This is a genomic window from Kurthia gibsonii, from assembly GCF_006539985.1.
GTDB classification, from domain to species: domain Bacteria; phylum Bacillota; class Bacilli; order Bacillales_A; family Planococcaceae; genus Kurthia; species Kurthia gibsonii.
In genome coordinates, this window is sequence record NZ_BJOB01000008.1 from 56,530 (window position 1) to 72,087 (window position 15,558).

Consider the following 15,558-nt stretch of genomic DNA (forward strand, 5'->3'; position numbering starts at 1 on the left):
TCTTTCCTTTTGGAAAAATTCTTTTCTTTTTCATCTTTTCCTATTACAGAAAAAATAATTCTTTTGGACTAGACGTCTTTCCCCATCATATACAGGTCAAAGTATTGGTCATTCCAATACGTTTCATTCTTCAATGTACCTTCAATAACAAAGCCAAGCTTAATGTAAAGTGCTACAGCCTTTAAATTATCTGCACGCGTATCTAAACGAATCTTCGTAATGAATGGCTGCTCTCTCGCCCATTGAACGAGCTTCTTCATAAGAATTGTACCAATTCCCTTACTGTGTTGTGCTTTTTCAACGACAATACCAAGTTCTGTTACATGACGTGCTTTTATTTTGTGGGATGTTGTCATCGTACCAATCGCAATAATACGTCCTTCATCTTTCACAAGTAGCATATACTGACTATCATCTTGTGCGTCATGTTCAATCGCTTCACGCTGTTCTTCCACTGTTAATGGATATTCATCTTGTTCAAAACTTAAATATGATGTTTCACCACCAACACGATTATAAAATGCAACAATCTCTGCCGCATCTTCTACTGTTGGTTTTATATATTCAACCATGTTCTTCACCCCATACTTATTATACCCAAGCTAAAGTATTCTGGTTAAAAATATTTGTAATATAATTTTTTTGCAGTGAGAACATCTTTTGTGCCATGAACAAACACACGTCCGTCTTGAAATACGACGAGTGTATAAGGCTTTGCATCAATGCGAATGAGATAGTCGTTTTGTGTATAATTTTGCCCTTGTAATGTTTCTGCAAACTGAGCTAAAGACCAATTTTCTCGTTGATTCATACGCAGTTGAACCGTATCACGTCCACACAATATCGCTGTTTTCAGTTGATTGTCTGCTTGTAAATAGGGATGTGTTGCATGAGATGAGCAACAAGGACAAGCTGGGTCTTTTAAGCTTTGTACACGCACTTCGGCTATTTCATTCTTCCATAAATCTGTTGAAATAAGTGTACCGCGTAGTGCATCATATTGTTTTGCTAGAATTTTTAATAGTTCCGTCATTTGCCAGACGACAACTTGTGATACAGCAGGTGCGATAATTCCCGCTGTGTCACACGTCGCACTGCCAAGTGGAATCTTTTGCATTAAACAATGCAAACAGGGTGTCTCATTCGGTAAAAAAGTATAGGAAAGACCGTATGAACCGACACATGCACCGTAAATCCATGGAATCTGTTGCTGATAGGCGAAGTCATTGACTATAAAACGAATATCAAAATTATCTGTCGCATCAATGATGACGTCGACTTGTTTAAATTGTGTTAAAAAAGCAGGACTGACATCTTCTATGTACGCATCAATTTGAACGGATTGATTGATGGCGCGTAGATGTTGATGTGCGGCAACCGCCTTTGGCAAACCTTGTTCAGCATCTTGTTCATGATAGAGTGTTTGACGTTGTAAATTAGAGTAGTCGACATAATCTCGGTCAACAATCGACAGATGTCCAACACCTGCTCGCACACATTGTTCTGTTATTTGACTGCCTAATGCACCAAGACCTATCACAAGGATATGTGCATCTTGTAATGCTTGCTGCCCTGTTGTGCCAATCGGTTCAAACAGAATTTGACGTGAATAACGTACACTATCCAATCGGACTCATTCCTTTTTGCGGACTACTCGCAATACCATATTCTTTTTTCGGAATGGCTCCTGCTTCATAGCCCATGCGCCCTGCTTCAATCGCATACTTCATTGCGCGTGCCATTTGAATTGGATTTTGTGCGCCACTTACTGCTGTATTTAATAAGACACCGTCTGCACCTAACTGCATCGCATAAGCCGCATCTGCTGGTGTGCCAATCCCTGCATCGACAATGACAGGCACTGTTGATTGTTCCATAATGAATTGTAAGTTCAGCGGATTAATAACACCTTGACCTGAACCGATTGGTGAAGCACCTGGCATGATGGCATGTGCACCAAGCTCTTGTAAATGGCGTGCGAGTACCACGTCATCTGACGTATAAGGTAATACGATAAAGCCAAGTTCTAATAATTTCTCTGTTGCCTTCAATGTTTCAATTGGATCTGGTAATAAACTACGGTCACAACCAATCACTTCGACTTTAATCATGTCACATAACCCAGATGCTTTTGCGAGTTGTGCAATTCGAACAGCTTCTTCTGCCGTTTTTGCACCTGCTGTATTCGGTAATAGTGTATATTTTGATACATCAATTTTTTCTAATAAATTCGGTTGTGTCGGTTCAAAAATATTCATACGACGAACTGCGAATGTAAGGATTTCTGTTTCCGACGCTGCAATCGCCTGTTGTTGTACATCAAAATCTGTAAATTTCCCTGTTCCTAATAATAAACGTGATGTGAATTGTTTTTCTCCAATAGTTAACATATTAACCGCCTCCTACGAATGTTACGATTTCGAATGAATCGCTTGGTTGAATTGCTCGTTCATGCTCATCTGCCTGTAAAATGACACCGTTTTGTTCCACGATGATGACTTTCGATTGAAGTGCTAAAAAATCGACAAGTGCTGCGACTGTCTGTACTTCCTCTGGTACATCGATAAAATGACCGTTTACACGTAATTGCACGTATTTGTCACCTCCTCTAATTGATTTGCCATATATTCACCTGTAATGGCACTGAGTAAAATACCATTTCTGTAATGTCCAACCGCACACCATAATCCTTTTGTTGTCGCATGTTGTGCCATAAGTGGTCGTTCTAAAGAACAGTCTGGACGCAAACCTGCCCAGCTCGTTTTAAAGGTCGCCTGTTGAAGTGCTGGTACAAGTTCAAAAGCTTGATTTAATAGATGTTGCACACTCGCTGCTTCCACGTGCTTTGTTACGTCACCTCGCTTCATCGTTGCTCCAATGACGTAATGACCGCCTCGTTTTGGTGCAATATAAAATCGTTCTCGAAATAGTGGCACTTGTAAAATCGGTTCATAACTATGCAAGCAAACGACTTCCCCCTTCACAGGAATCGCTTCAATTTCAAAATGTTGTTGCAGCGGCTGGTTTGATGCGCCCGTTGCTAGTATGATTTGTTTCGTTTCCAACATGCCTGCTGTTGTTTGCACACCACATACTTCTCCTTGCTGTTCTATAATCTGGGTCACTTCCGTATGTTCGTAAATGGCACAACCAAGTGCTGCGGCACTCGCGGCATAGCCTTTTGTTAAGTCCTTTGCAAGTACATGCCCATCATCTCGGCAAAATACACCACCATATAATTTAGATGACACTGCTGGTTCTATCTGCTGTACTTGTGCCATCGTCATCGCTTCACACACTTCACCACACGCACTTTGCCAGTTCATAATGTCATGAATGCGCGCGAGTTCTTGTTCTGTATGAGCGATGCGCAAGATCCCTTTTTGCTCATAACCAATATCAATGCCTGAGAGTGTACGAATTTCTTCTTGAAGTTTCGGAAATAAGCGGCGGCTTTTTTGCGCGAGATGAAAGAGTGGATCTTCCGCATCCCACTCTGCTTGTACACCGAGTAAACCAGCAGCCGCAGATGAAGCACCACTGCCAATCATCTGTTTTTCGATGATGGCTACTCGCTTGTTTCGTTTAGAAAGCGAATAGGCGATTGAACTGCCGATTGCACCGCCGCCAATGATGATGACATCATAATTCTTCATAGTTCTCCCTCATTTCACGATAAATTTTTAATATGTCACAACCATTTTCTGCCTCCCAAAAACCCGAGCGAATCGCTATTCTTTCACTTTTCACAAGATGTACGTTGTGGGGCGTAATCCCTCCTAATGCAATATACGGACGCTTCGCTGTTTGGAGAATATCTGCTGCTAAAGGAATCGCATCTTTTTTACAACTTGTATGAAAAATCGGTGATAACATACATTGATCCGCCTCACTCTTATGTAATTCTTCAATAGAATGAACTGATTCGATAATTGAAAATTCTGAAAAGCGCACGCGAATTACGGGAATAGGTAGACTTCTGTAACCAACTTGAACGGTTTGAATTTGATGTGCATGGGCAACATCTAACCGATCATGGACGACCATTTTATGAAGGGGAAAACCAGCTTGTAGACACTGATCTATAAGCTGGTATAACTCCTTTGCTGTGCGCTCATATTCACGAAAATGTAGCGCGTCTATTTCGGTTTCTGCCTGCATGACACGTTTTACAAACTGTTCATTCGTCTGCTTGCCATCTGAAAGAACATGAATCTTCATCTACTTCACCAGTTCTTTATATAGCTCGTCTGTTGGCACCATTTTGTCGGCAATTTTTTGTTGAACGAGCCACTCATTTTGCTTTTCCCAGCTGGCTGGATTATCCGATAAGAACGGCTCTTCCTTCGTCTCCATCTTATCTGTTACAATCTTCAAGCTTTTTTCCTCGATACTTTTCGTCAGTGGGAATTGGTCTTTCTCTTGATGATCTAATAGAATAGCAAGCGATTCATCTGGATTCTTCTTCGTATAATCAAATCCTTGTTTCGCTGCTTCTAAAAATGCTTTTAATGTTGCTTCGTCTTTCGCAATCGTACGGTCACTTGCTACGAAGACGATTTCATGACTCTTTGGTACACCGAATTCCGATGGGTCCATTGTTGAAATCGGATAGCCCTTTTCCTCCATGACAGGTAGCTCATGGTTAATTAGACCACCTGCTAAAACATCCACTTTTTTCGTAATGAGTGCGGATACTAATTCAAAGCCGACGTCGACTAACTTCACTTGATTCGGGTCGCCCCCATCTTCTTTTACCATCGCTTTAATTGTCGCTTCACTTAATGGTGTACCGCCATAACCAACTGTTTTTCCTTCTAAATCGCGTGGGCGCTGAATATTCGATTCTTTTAGTGACATCAATTGACTAAGTGGTGATTGGACAATCGTACCAATCGACTGAATCGGAACTCCTTCATTCGCACGTGCCATAATGACATCTTGCTGATAGTAAATACCAATGGTTGATTTTCCAGCAGCTGTTAAAGTCAGTGGGTCCGTTGGATTCGATGGATATTGTAGTTTGACATCTAACCCTTTTTCTTTAAAATAACCTTTTTCCATCGCTACATAGAGAAAGCTATGAATCGCATTCGGATACCAATCGAGCATAACCGTCACTTCTTTTAATTCTTTACCATCTTTTGCTTTACTTGAACAACCTGCTAATACGACAACTAACAAACTACATAGTACGAAAAATTTCATCAAACGCATTAATCTTTCCTCCAAACGATATATTTTTTTCAATGATTCGAATGATGAAGACAGCGATGATCGCCATCGTAGATAATAGAACGATGGGCGCAAATACACCTGCTCCGTCTAACTGTGTCATCATTCGTTTACTGAAGTAACCGAGACCTGCCTGTGCTCCGAGCCACTCCCCAACAGCTGCGCCGATAATACTGAGCGGTACAGCGATTTTAAAAGCAGAGAATAGCTGTGGTAGCGCTGACGGAAGTTGTAGCTTCCAAAAAATTTGCCATTTTGTCGCCCCGTACGTTCGCATGAGTTCTTCTAGTTCACGCTTTGTGCTACGCAGTCCATCAAACATACTCATCGCAATCGGGAAAAACGCAATGAGGACGGTCACAAGCACCTTACTCCAAATCGTGTAACCGAACCATAAAACAAAAATGGGCGCGAGTGCTGTAATGGGAATCGTCTGTGACGCGACGAGTAGCGGATAGAATGCGCGCTCCGACCAATGACTGAGGTGCATCATAATCGCGAGACCAATGCCTAAAATAATTGAAATTAGTAAACCAATCCAAAGTACTTGTAGTGTTGCAGGTAAATGGACGGTAAATAGAGCTTCTCTAAAATCCCACATCTTTTGTAAGATGGCCGTTGGAGACGGTAAGATGTACATCTCATTTAGCCAGCGCGCAAATACTTCCCAAATGAGTAGCAGTCCAACACTCACATAAATCGCAGGTGCATTTTTTCTCATAATTGCTGACGTCCTTGTTGCAACATTTGAATCAGTTGTTGCTTCACGTCTTGCACCTCCTTACTTGCTAAATCTGAACGCTGTCTTTTATGTTCCATTGGGACAATCGTTTCGTGTAGCGTATGAATTGGTGTCTGCTGTACAGTTAGAATACGATCTGATAAATAGAGCGCTTCATCCACATCATGCGTAATAAATAAAATGGTTTTACGCCATTTCTTCGCTTGTATGTATAACCAATCTTGTAACTCCATCTTCGTCAGTGCATCGAGCGCACTAAATGGTTCATCGAGTAACAGTACATCTTGTGAAGCATTCAATGCACGAATGAATGCAACACGTTGACGCATGCCACCCGATAAGTCTTTTGGTTTTTTATGCATGTAAGCTCCTAGACCAAATTCCTCGAGTAACGCCTTACTCTGTTCTTCTGCTCTCTTTTTCGGTATTCGCTGACATTCTAATGGCAACAATGTATTTTGTAATACGGTTCGCCAAGGGAGCAGTAAATCTTGCTGTGGCATATAGCCTACAGGTTGTTTCGCTACGGTCACTTGTCCCGACTGTGCCTGAGATAGACCTGTAATGAGACGAAAAATCGTACTTTTTCCGCAACCACTCGGACCAATTAACGAAACGAATTCACCTTCTTGAATGGAAAAATGAACATGGTCTAAAATGGGTTGTTCTTCGTAACGAAAACAGACATCTTGTAAAGCTAAACTCTCCAATGATCTTCCTCCTCTATAAAAAAAGCCATCTCGACAAAGAATCGAAATGGCTGCAAATGACAGAATCATCGCATGCCACTTCCCTACGCTAGTCCGAACTAGATCAGGTAATAAGGGTTAAGGTGTCGAAACCTCTCTCAGCACGTAAAAACGGCACCCCTAGTGGTGAAGCATTATGAAATTAGAAAAAGCCCCTGTCTCCATACACGTATCGAAACAGGGACCTGAAATTGTTTTTTCGGTCGAAACGGCTTCCCTACGCTAGTATGAACTAGATCAGGTTGAAAGAATCCAGAGCTTACGGCTCCATCTCAGCTGGCAACACCAGCACTCCTAGCACACTATGATTTTGTTAAGGTGAGTATAGCACTCCCTAGTAATTTATGCAATAGTTGGTTTTATTTTCATTACCAAAGTGGTTTGTCCTCTTTGTCGACACGAATAAAGAGCGGTGAAAATAAAATAAAGTAAATCATATAAACGATGATGACACCAATAATATACGCTATGTGAATTCCGTATAGATTCGCTCCGATTGACAATGCGCCTAACACAAGACTTAGCAGGAAGCTTTGTAGATCAATGCGCCTTTTATTTAAATAAATCGGTTGTGCACAATATTCACATGTTTGATATTTCTTCATACCCCACTGAAGTTTCCACGCCGTCCGATAGTCGAGCACTTCGTCGCAATGTGGACAAGTTACCTCCTCACGATTTTTCATGACAAGCCATAAAATAAAGCTTAAAACAATAAAAGCAATTCCTACGTATAGAGCGTTTTGATTACGGTACAGTATAAAAATAAATATTGTAAAGGCATATGTGTACCCCAGTATATCTTTCGTTCCTTCTAATAACTTCATGGCATTTGGACGGCTCATTCGAATATGGTTTTTATTGAATGTACCAATAATTGATACAAATATACCGATTAATACACAATAAAAAATATTTTGGGTTTTCAAATAGATATACCCTGCTAATAACAAGTTCAAAAAGAGGATTATTTTCCCGAAGATATTTTTCACTTTATTTTGATATTCATAGGATTCTTTCTTCTCTTTTTCAATGAATAATGTTGAAAATAAAGTGGTCATACAGAAAATAAATGCGATGAGTGCTATCTCCATAACACTTGGTTTTAATTTGAAAAAGAGTTCCGTTTCCTCTACACTGTCAGCCCATTTATAAATCTTATCTGTATCAAGTTCTTTTACATAATACTGTGTATCCTCGTCATTCGAAAATAGTAAAAAGGTTTCGACTTCGTTGTTCTCTTTCGTTACTTCGACAACATAGTATAAAGAAGGTGGTTCTATTTCTTTTTTTATAACAGGACTCGCCTTTAATTTTTTTTGAAATGCTTCAAATTTAGAAGAAGATAGTTCCCGCTCGCTTGAAAACCATCGATTCGTTAATGTTGTTCCGTCTTCTTCATAACGTGCTTCTGTATCAATTCGAATCGACTGAATTCCATCTTCAGCTTGTCCAACACGTGTCGTTTGTTGTTGGAAAATCATAAGAAGAATGCCAGCGAATACGACCATCATACAAGCAGTTAATAGGAGTGGTTTATAGATGACTTTTCTTCTCTCTTTTTTTCCTTTTTGAATCATTCGCTCTTTTGCCTGTTCTGACATTTTATATTGATTCATCTCTCGTTGAAATGATTGTTTAAAATTCTTCATCAAAATAAACCTCCTTTAACGATTGTTTGAGTTGCTGTTTCGCACGCTGGTGACGCGTTTTTACAGTGTTCAGTGGAATCGATAAAATCTCACTAATTTCTGCAAGCGTATATTCCTCAAAATAATGAAATAAAATAATGGCACGATACTTTTCATCTAGTTGTAAAACAGCATCTACTACTTCTCCATTTCTTTCTTTTCTTCCATAAAGATTCGCTGGGTTAATCGTCGAATCGCCTATGTCGACTTCCTTCTCTTTTGTAAAAAAGATGCGCCACTTCCCTTTCTTTTTTCGTAAATAATCTTGACTTTTATGTACCGTTATTTTGGCTAAATAGGTCTTTAAAGAGGCGCGTTGTTCAAAAGCATGTTCATTTCGATAATGTGCGAGTAGAACATCTTGTACAATTTCTTCTGCTGCTCCGCAGTCTTTTACATAAATAAAAGCGACACGATAACAATAATCTGCATATGCCTCAATCAGTTCTTCCATCGTCATATTTTCACCCCTTCACCTCTATCGTCGCATACTTTTTATAAAAGGTTTCATTTTTTTGAAAATATTTTTAAAAATAAAAAAGCTATCTATTGAATGATTGGGAATCCCTAACGTCCATAGATAGCTTATCGTAATTTATACAGTTTGTGCTTTACGTTGCTCGAATTTTGAAATGTATTCTTCGTATTGGAACGTCAACGAAATTTCATCCCAACCGTTGATTAACATTTTTTTATAGTAAGGATCGATGTCAAAACGATAAACATCTTCACCCGCTGTTACGGTTTGCTCCTCTAAATTTACAACGGCTTGTAAATCTTCTGCCTCTGCTTTTGCTAAAATCACCTCTACTTGTTCAACAGGTAACTCAATCGGCAAAATTCCATTCTTGAAGCAGTTATTATGGAAAATATCTGCAAAACTTGGTGCAATAACAACGCGGAAACCGTAGTCTAAAATCGCCCATGGTGCGTGTTCACGCGATGAACCACACCCGAAGTTATCATGTGCTACTAAAATAGATGAGCCATCATATTTTGGCTGATTTAATACGAAGTCTTGGATTGGCTGATCATTTGCATCAAAACGCCAATGATAGAATACATATTGGCCAAAACCTGTACGTTCAATACGTTTTAAAAACTCTTTTGAAATAATCTGATCTGTATCGACATTTTTACGATTTAACGGTGTCACAATACTTTTTACGATATTAATTGGTTCCATACAATTCCCCTCCTATACAGGTACGTTCATTACTTTTCGTACATCAACAAAATGGCCTGCGATTGCGGCTGCGGCTGCCATTGGTGGACTTACAAGGTGTGTACGTGATCCTGCACCTTGACGACCTTCAAAGTTACGATTCGATGTAGAAGCACAACGCTCACCTGCAGGTACAACGTCTTCATTCATTGCTAAGCACATCGAACAACCTGATTCACGCCACTCAAATCCTGCATCTAAGAAGATTTTGTCTAAACCTTCTGCTTCTGCTAATTGCTTCACAGAATAAGAACCTGGTACGACAATGGCACGTACACCATCTGCTACTTTTTTACCTTGAATAACTTCTGCAGCGGCACGTAAATCGTGTAGACGAGAGTTTGTACAAGAACCGATGAATACATGTTGAATTGCGATGTCTTCGATTGGTGTTCCTTGTTCTAAATCCATATATGTTAGTGCTTTTTCAAGCGCTTGACGGTCTGATTCATCTGCTAAATCTTTTGCAAATGGAACTGTTTTTGAAATCCCTGTACCCATTGAAGGGTTTGTTCCCCATGTAACGAATGGCTCAATTTCAGAACCATCAATAACGACTGTACGATCATACGTTGCATCTGCGTCTGTTGCAAGTGCTAACCATTCTTTTGCAGCCTGTTCAAATGCTTCGCCCTGTGGTGCGTATTTACGTCCGCGTAAATATTCAACCGTTGTTTCATCTGGACTAATTAACCCTGCTTTTGCACCTGCTTCAATCGACATATTACAAATCGTCATACGTTCTTCCATTGATAATTGATGGATGGCATCACCTGTAAATTCTGCAATGTATCCTGTACCAACATCAATGCCGAATTTTGCGATGATTGCTAAAATGACATCTTTTGCTGTTACACCGAAACCAAGTTCGCCTGTTACACGAATTTCTAATGTTTTTGGCTTTGCTTGCCATAGTGTTTGTGTGGACATGACATGTTCTACTTCTGATGTACCAATCCCGAATGCAATCGCACCGAATGCACCATGTGTCGATGTATGTGAATCACCACATACGATTGTTTTACCTGGTTGTGTTAAACCAAGTTGTGGTCCAATAACGTGAACAATCCCTTGATCTGGATGCCCCATATCAGCTAATTCCACACCGAATTCTTTACAGTTATCTGCAAGTGTTGTAATTTGCTTTTTTGCAATTGGGTCATTGATCGTTGGTAAATTCTTCGTCGGTACGTTGTGATCCATTGTCGCAAATGTTAAATCGGGACGACGTAATACACGATTATGTAAACGAAGTCCTTCAAATGCTTGTGGTGACGTTACTTCATGTACTAAATGTAAATCAATATATAATAAATCCGGCTTTCCGTCCTCTTGATAGACAATATGTTGATCCCATACTTTTTCAATAATATTTTTTCCCATGTTCTTCACCTCATCATCATTAAATAAATGTTTGTTCTTTTACATAAGCTGGTTCGATTTCATGTAATACTTTTTCTGTCCAGTCATTTGTAGAGAGTGTTTCTACACCTTTTGGCGCCATATCACCTGTAAAGAATCCTTTTTCGTAAACAGCTGCTACTGCGTCTTCAATTGCTTTTGCTTCTTCTAATAAGCCAAATGAATATTGTAACATCATCGCTGCCGAAAGAATTGTTGCTGCTGGGTTTGCAATCCCTTTACCAGCAATTTCAGGTGCTGAACCATGTACTGGCTCGTATAAACCGAAGTTATCTGCACGCATACTTGCAGAAGGTAATACACCTAATGAACCTGTAATAACCGATGCTTCGTCACTTAAGATGTCACCAAACATATTCTCTGTCACAATGACATCATATTCTGCAGGTGCTGTAATTAGCTTCATCGCTGTTGAATCAACTAAACTATGCTCTACCTCTACATCTGGATATTGTGCTTTTTTCTCATCTACGATATCACGCCATAAACGTGATGTATCAAGTACATTGGCTTTATCAACCGATGTTAGTTTTTTACGACGTAATCGTGCTAATGTAAAAGCATTATCGACGATTCGTTCGATTTCTTCTCTTGTATAAGTTAATGAATCAAGTGCTTCGTTCTCGGTACGATGACGTTCTCCAAAATATAAACCGCCTGTTAATTCTCGAACGATTAGAAGATCAACATCTTTCACAATATCTTCTTTTAAAGGAGATGATTTGAGCATCGACGGAATCGCTTGCACAGGTCGTAAATTAGAAAATAAGTCGAAGTGTTTACGGATGCGGAGTAGTCCTTTTTCTGGGCGTAAATCTGATGGGTTATGATCCCATTTCGGTCCACCAACTGCGCCTAATAAAATAGCGTCGCTTTCTTCACATAGTGAAATCGTATTTTGTGGTAGTGGATCTTGATATTGGTCAATGGCTACACCGCCAATTGCACCATATGCAAAATGAAATTGATGATCATACTTTTGCGCGATTGCACCTAATACTTCAACAGCCGCAGTTACTACTTCTGGGCCAATACCGTCTCCTGGTAACACTGTAATTTTCTTTTCCATTATAATTTCCCCCTTAAATCAAATCGTGCGAAAATAACAAGTATGGAGTGCTATGTGGGAAGCATATACTTCCCACACCCCATATTTTATTATTTTGTTACAACTTCTTTGTTTACTTTTTGTCCAACGAATGGCATCATTTCACGTAATTTAGCGCCTACTTCTTCGATTTGGTGATTGCGTACTGCTTGTTTTTTCACTGAGTACTGTGGACGATCATTTTCGTTTTCAGCAATCCATTCTTTCGCAAATTTACCTGTTTGGATATCTGTTAATACGTCTTTCATTGCTGCTTTAGAAGCTGCTGTTACAACGCGTGGACCTGAAACATACTCGCCCCACTCTGCTGTATCAGAGATTGAATAATTCATGTTGTCGATTCCACCTTCGTACATTAAATCAACGATTAATTTTAATTCGTGGAAACATTCGAAGTAAGCGATTTCTGGTTGGTAACCTGCTTCAACTAATGTTTCGAAACCAGCTTTTACTAATTCAACTGCGCCACCGCAAAGTACAGCTTGCTCACCGAATAAGTCTGTTTCTGTTTCTTCTTTGAATGTTGTTTCAAGAACGCCTGCGCGAGCTGAACCAATTCCTTTAGCCCAAGCTAGAGCTAAATCTTTCGCTGTACCTGTTGCATCTTGGTAAATACCGATTAATGCTGGTACACCTGCACCGTTTTGGTACGTACGACGAACTAAGTGTCCTGGACCTTTTGGTGCGATTAAGAATACATCCACGTCTGCTGGTGGTACGATTTGTTGATAATGAACGTTGAAACCATGTGCGAATACAAGTGCGTTACCTGCTTCTAAACCGTCTTTGATTTCTGCTTCATATACTTCTTTTTGACGCTCATCTGGAAGTAAGATCATGATTACGTCTGCTTCTTTCGCTGCTTCTGCAACTGTTTTTACAACTAAACCATCATTTTTAGCGCGCTCTGCTGATCCACCTGGGCGAATACCTACGCGTACGTCGAAACCTGATTCTTTAAGGTTTAATGCATGTGCATGACCTTGTGAACCGTATCCGATTACTGCGATTTTTTTGTCCTTTAAGATTGCCTCGTTGATATCTTGGTTATAATACATTTTTACCATTGTAAATTCCCCCTAATATTGTTTGTTTTATTATAAAATCGAAAGATGCGGTGCAGGTTTTACTTGAGCCTCTCGAACAAATGCTGTAACACCCGTTCTTGTTAACTCTTTAATACCATATGTTTTCATAAGTTCAATAAATGCATCGATTTTTTCAGGATTACCGACAATTTGATACGTAACAACACTTTTACCTATATCGATAATCGTTCCTCTAAACGGTTCGACAATTGCATTAATTTCTGCGCGCAAATTCGGTGGAGCAACAACTTTAACGACTGCTAGTTCCCGCATAACAATTGATTTATCCGTAATATCATTCACTTTTAGGACATCAATTTGTTTTGAAACTTGTTTGACAAGCTGTTCAATTTTCTGCTCATCATCTACATTGACGATGAATGTCATTTTCGAAATGCCCTCTTGTTCGGTGTGGCCCACCGTAATGCTCTCAATGTTGAATTGACGTTTCATCAAGAGACCTGTCACTCGATTGAGTACACCACTTTGATTGATTACTGTCACGGTAATTACTCTTTTCATCCCTTTGTCACTCCAATCATTTCTGAAATTCCTTTTCCAGGAGCAACCATTGGTGTTACTAGCTCTAACTGCTTCACTCGGATATCAATTAACATGGCTTCATCAGATAAAATTGCTGCTGATAATTGCGATTCTAATTGTTCTGGGTCATCAATTAGACAACCTTTAATACCATATGCTTCCGCTAATCTCACGAAATCAGGTTGAACTGGAATTAATGAAGAAGAATAACGCTCTTCATAAAATGTTTCTTGCCATTGTCGAACCATCCCTAAACATGAATTGTTCAAAATAACAATTTTCACTGGTAAATCAAATTCTTTTAATAATGCAAGTTCTTGTAAAGTCATTTGGAAACCAGCATCTCCTACAACTGAAACTACTTTCTTTTCAGGGAAAGCAAATTGTGCTCCGATGGCAGCTGGGAAACCAAATCCCATCGTACCAAGTCCACCGGATGTTACCCATTGCTGATCTTGCTTGAATTTATAGTATTGCGCTGTCCACATTTGATGTTGACCAACATCAGTCGTAATAATCGCCTTACCTTCTGTTACTCGACTGATGATTTCTAGTGGTTGCTGTGGCAGGATTTCTCCGTTTGCAGCTTCCTTGTCATACCAAAGTGGATATTGTTCCACACATTGCGCTAAGTATTCCTGCCATTTTGAAGTATCTTGGACATGAATTTCTTTTGATAGTAACGCCTGAAGTGCTAGTTTCGCATCGGCCACGATCGGTACATCCGTCGGAACATTTTTGCCGATTTCAGCAGGATCGATGTCGATATGAACAATTTTGGCATTTTGAGCAAATTTATCTAACTCCCCTGTTAAGCGGTCATCGAATCTTGCGCCGATATTGATGAGTAAATCACTTTCCGTAATCGCCATATTTGCAGCAAAAGTGCCATGCATTCCTGCCATTCCTAAAAATTGAGGATGTTCTCCATCAATTGAACCTAATCCTAAAAGTGTATTTACTACAGGAAGATTGTATTTTTCTATAAATTCAGTTAATTCAGAAGAAGCATCAGCAGCTAAAACACCTGCACCTGCTAATACTAAAGGCTGTTCTGCTTCTTCTAATAGCGCAATCGCCTTTTTAATTTGTAAGAAGTTCGGTTGTGTGGTCGGCTGATAGCCTGGTAAATGAATCGGTGCATCGTCATCAAATTGTTCTGCATCGAATACTGTATTCGCGATATCTTTTGGAATATCTACTAATACTGGACCTTTACGACCTGTATTGGCGATATGGAATGCTTCTTTAATAATTCGCGGTAAATCTTGAACATCTTTCACTTGATAATTATGCTTTGTAATCGGTTGCGTAATCCCTACAATATCTGCCTCTTGGAAAGCGTCAGTTCCGACAACTGTCGTAGCAACTTGCCCGGTAAAAACGACAAGAGGTAGTGAATCCATCATCGCATCTGTAATACCTGTTACGAGATTTGTAGCACCTGGTCCAGAGGTCGCAATAACTACTCCTGGTTTACCAGTAACTCGTGCATAACCTTCAGCAGAGTGAATCGCACCTTGCTCATGTCGCGCTAAAATATGTTTTAATGGGTTACGATATAATGCGTCGTAAAGCGGTAATACTGCACCACCTGGATAACCGAAGATAATTTCAACTTGTTGCTTATGCAGCGCATCAATAAATACATCTGCACCTGTCATTTTAGTTCGAGGTGTGACTTCTTTCGAAACACCCGTATCGATTTGATTTGTTGTTTCAACTTGAGTTTGAGCATTCATTTATGGATCCTCC

Annotated in this window: 16 protein-coding genes, 1 pseudogene and 2 riboswitches; all 17 genes and pseudogenes read right to left on the bottom strand. The window is 39.8% G+C overall.

Features of this window, described 5'->3' with window-relative positions; translation table 11 throughout:
* Nucleotides 1-68: 68 nt before the first annotated feature.
* The 17 genes and pseudogenes from KGI01_RS04120 to ilvB all read right to left on the bottom strand — a co-directional run bounded on the left by KGI01_RS04120 (nucleotide 69) and on the right by ilvB (nucleotide 15,467).
* Nucleotides 69-572, bottom strand: coding sequence for a GNAT family N-acetyltransferase (locus KGI01_RS04120; protein WP_141273528.1), 504 nt, complete (start codon nucleotides 570-572; stop codon nucleotides 69-71).
* A 44-nt stretch (nucleotides 573-616) separates the two neighbouring features.
* Nucleotides 617-1,627 carry a ThiF family adenylyltransferase gene (locus KGI01_RS04125; RefSeq protein ID WP_141273530.1) on the bottom strand — a complete coding sequence of 337 codons (1,011 nt, stop codon included), beginning with the start codon at nucleotides 1,625-1,627 and terminating at the stop codon, nucleotides 617-619.
* Nucleotides 1,620-2,390, bottom strand: coding sequence for a thiazole synthase (locus KGI01_RS04130; protein WP_068453581.1), 771 nt, complete (start codon nucleotides 2,388-2,390; stop codon nucleotides 1,620-1,622). Before KGI01_RS04130 ends, KGI01_RS04125 begins: the two co-directional genes overlap by 8 nt.
* A 1-nt stretch (nucleotide 2,391) precedes the next feature.
* On the bottom strand, nucleotides 2,392-2,592 hold the full coding sequence (gene thiS, locus KGI01_RS04135; RefSeq protein ID WP_141273533.1) for a sulfur carrier protein ThiS: 201 nt from the start codon (nucleotides 2,590-2,592) through the stop codon (nucleotides 2,392-2,394).
* Complete coding sequence (gene thiO / locus KGI01_RS04140; protein ID WP_141273535.1) at nucleotides 2,577-3,656, bottom strand: glycine oxidase ThiO; 1,080 nt, start codon at nucleotides 3,654-3,656, stop codon at nucleotides 2,577-2,579. Before thiO ends, thiS begins: the two co-directional genes overlap by 16 nt.
* Nucleotides 3,643-4,221, bottom strand: a complete 579-nt coding sequence (locus KGI01_RS04145; protein WP_141273537.1) for a thiamine phosphate synthase — start codon at nucleotides 4,219-4,221, stop codon at nucleotides 3,643-3,645. The genes thiO and KGI01_RS04145 overlap by 14 nt, the downstream gene beginning before the upstream one ends.
* On the bottom strand, nucleotides 4,222-5,217 hold the full coding sequence (locus tag KGI01_RS04150; protein ID WP_068453588.1) for an ABC transporter substrate-binding protein: 996 nt from the start codon (nucleotides 5,215-5,217) through the stop codon (nucleotides 4,222-4,224). It abuts the gene before it with no gap.
* Nucleotides 5,217-5,956, bottom strand: a pseudogene (locus KGI01_RS04155) (ABC transporter permease). Before KGI01_RS04155 ends, KGI01_RS04150 begins: the two are co-directional and overlap by 1 nt.
* Complete coding sequence (locus tag KGI01_RS04160; protein WP_373863117.1) at nucleotides 5,953-6,729, bottom strand: ABC transporter ATP-binding protein; 777 nt, start codon at nucleotides 6,727-6,729, stop codon at nucleotides 5,953-5,955. Before KGI01_RS04160 ends, KGI01_RS04155 begins: the two are co-directional and overlap by 4 nt.
* A 21-nt stretch (nucleotides 6,730-6,750) precedes the next feature.
* Nucleotides 6,751-6,858, bottom strand: a riboswitch (TPP riboswitch).
* A 65-nt stretch (nucleotides 6,859-6,923) separates the two neighbouring features.
* Nucleotides 6,924-7,032, bottom strand: a riboswitch (TPP riboswitch).
* Between the two features lie 62 nt (nucleotides 7,033-7,094).
* The gene (locus tag KGI01_RS04165) at nucleotides 7,095-8,378 is read right to left on the bottom strand and encodes a hypothetical protein (protein ID WP_141273543.1); all 1,284 of its coding nucleotides are present in this window, start codon (nucleotides 8,376-8,378) and stop codon (nucleotides 7,095-7,097) included.
* Nucleotides 8,365-8,877 carry an RNA polymerase sigma factor gene (locus KGI01_RS04170; RefSeq protein WP_141273545.1) on the bottom strand — a complete coding sequence of 171 codons (513 nt, stop codon included), beginning with the start codon at nucleotides 8,875-8,877 and terminating at the stop codon, nucleotides 8,365-8,367. Before KGI01_RS04170 ends, KGI01_RS04165 begins: the two co-directional genes overlap by 14 nt.
* A 135-nt stretch (nucleotides 8,878-9,012) precedes the next feature.
* Nucleotides 9,013-9,603 (bottom strand): 3-isopropylmalate dehydratase small subunit, encoded by a 591-nt coding sequence (gene leuD, locus KGI01_RS04175; protein WP_141273547.1) that lies wholly within the window; start codon nucleotides 9,601-9,603, stop codon nucleotides 9,013-9,015.
* A gap of 12 nt (nucleotides 9,604-9,615) precedes the next feature.
* Nucleotides 9,616-11,025: a 3-isopropylmalate dehydratase large subunit gene (gene leuC, locus KGI01_RS04180; protein ID WP_141273549.1), complete on the bottom strand. Its 1,410-nt coding sequence runs from the start codon at nucleotides 11,023-11,025 to the stop codon at nucleotides 9,616-9,618.
* 19 nt (nucleotides 11,026-11,044) lie between these two features.
* Nucleotides 11,045-12,133, bottom strand: coding sequence for a 3-isopropylmalate dehydrogenase (gene leuB / locus KGI01_RS04185; RefSeq protein WP_141273551.1), 1,089 nt, complete (start codon nucleotides 12,131-12,133; stop codon nucleotides 11,045-11,047).
* 89 nt (nucleotides 12,134-12,222) lie between these two features.
* Nucleotides 12,223-13,239, bottom strand: coding sequence for a ketol-acid reductoisomerase (gene ilvC / locus KGI01_RS04190; protein WP_141273553.1), 1,017 nt, complete (start codon nucleotides 13,237-13,239; stop codon nucleotides 12,223-12,225).
* 30 nt (nucleotides 13,240-13,269) lie between these two features.
* Complete coding sequence (gene ilvN / locus KGI01_RS04195; protein WP_141273556.1) at nucleotides 13,270-13,782, bottom strand: acetolactate synthase small subunit; 513 nt, start codon at nucleotides 13,780-13,782, stop codon at nucleotides 13,270-13,272.
* Complete coding sequence (gene ilvB / locus KGI01_RS04200; protein WP_255314733.1) at nucleotides 13,779-15,467, bottom strand: biosynthetic-type acetolactate synthase large subunit; 1,689 nt, start codon at nucleotides 15,465-15,467, stop codon at nucleotides 13,779-13,781. Before ilvB ends, ilvN begins: the two co-directional genes overlap by 4 nt.
* Between the last annotated feature and the right edge of the window lie 91 nt (nucleotides 15,468-15,558).

Bases quoted from the DNA above. Each gene is read 5' to 3' on its own strand.
- KGI01_RS04120 (WP_141273528.1), bottom strand. From the start codon at position 572: ATGGTTGAATATATAAAACCAACAGTAGAAGATGCGGCAGAGATTGTT.
- KGI01_RS04130 (WP_068453581.1), bottom strand. From the start codon at position 2,390: ATGTTAACTATTGGAGAAAAACAATTCACATCACGTTTATTATTAGGA.
- thiO (WP_141273535.1), bottom strand. From the start codon at position 3,656: ATGAAGAATTATGATGTCATCATCATTGGCGGCGGTGCAATCGGCAGT.
- KGI01_RS04145 (WP_141273537.1), bottom strand. From the start codon at position 4,221: ATGAAGATTCATGTTCTTTCAGATGGCAAGCAGACGAATGAACAGTTT.
- KGI01_RS04150 (WP_068453588.1), bottom strand. From the start codon at position 5,217: ATGCGTTTGATGAAATTTTTCGTACTATGTAGTTTGTTAGTTGTCGTA.
- KGI01_RS04165 (WP_141273543.1), bottom strand. From the start codon at position 8,378: ATGAAGAATTTTAAACAATCATTTCAACGAGAGATGAATCAATATAAA.
- KGI01_RS04170 (WP_141273545.1), bottom strand. From the start codon at position 8,877: ATGACGATGGAAGAACTGATTGAGGCATATGCAGATTATTGTTATCGT.
- leuD (WP_141273547.1), bottom strand. From the start codon at position 9,603: ATGGAACCAATTAATATCGTAAAAAGTATTGTGACACCGTTAAATCGT.
- leuC (WP_141273549.1), bottom strand. From the start codon at position 11,025: ATGGGAAAAAATATTATTGAAAAAGTATGGGATCAACATATTGTCTAT.
- leuB (WP_141273551.1), bottom strand. From the start codon at position 12,133: ATGGAAAAGAAAATTACAGTGTTACCAGGAGACGGTATTGGCCCAGAA.
- ilvC (WP_141273553.1), bottom strand. From the start codon at position 13,239: ATGGTAAAAATGTATTATAACCAAGATATCAACGAGGCAATCTTAAAG.
- ilvN (WP_141273556.1), bottom strand. From the start codon at position 13,782: ATGAAAAGAGTAATTACCGTGACAGTAATCAATCAAAGTGGTGTACTC.
- ilvB (WP_255314733.1), bottom strand. From the start codon at position 15,467: ATGACAGGTGCAGATGTATTTATTGATGCGCTGCATAAGCAACAAGTT.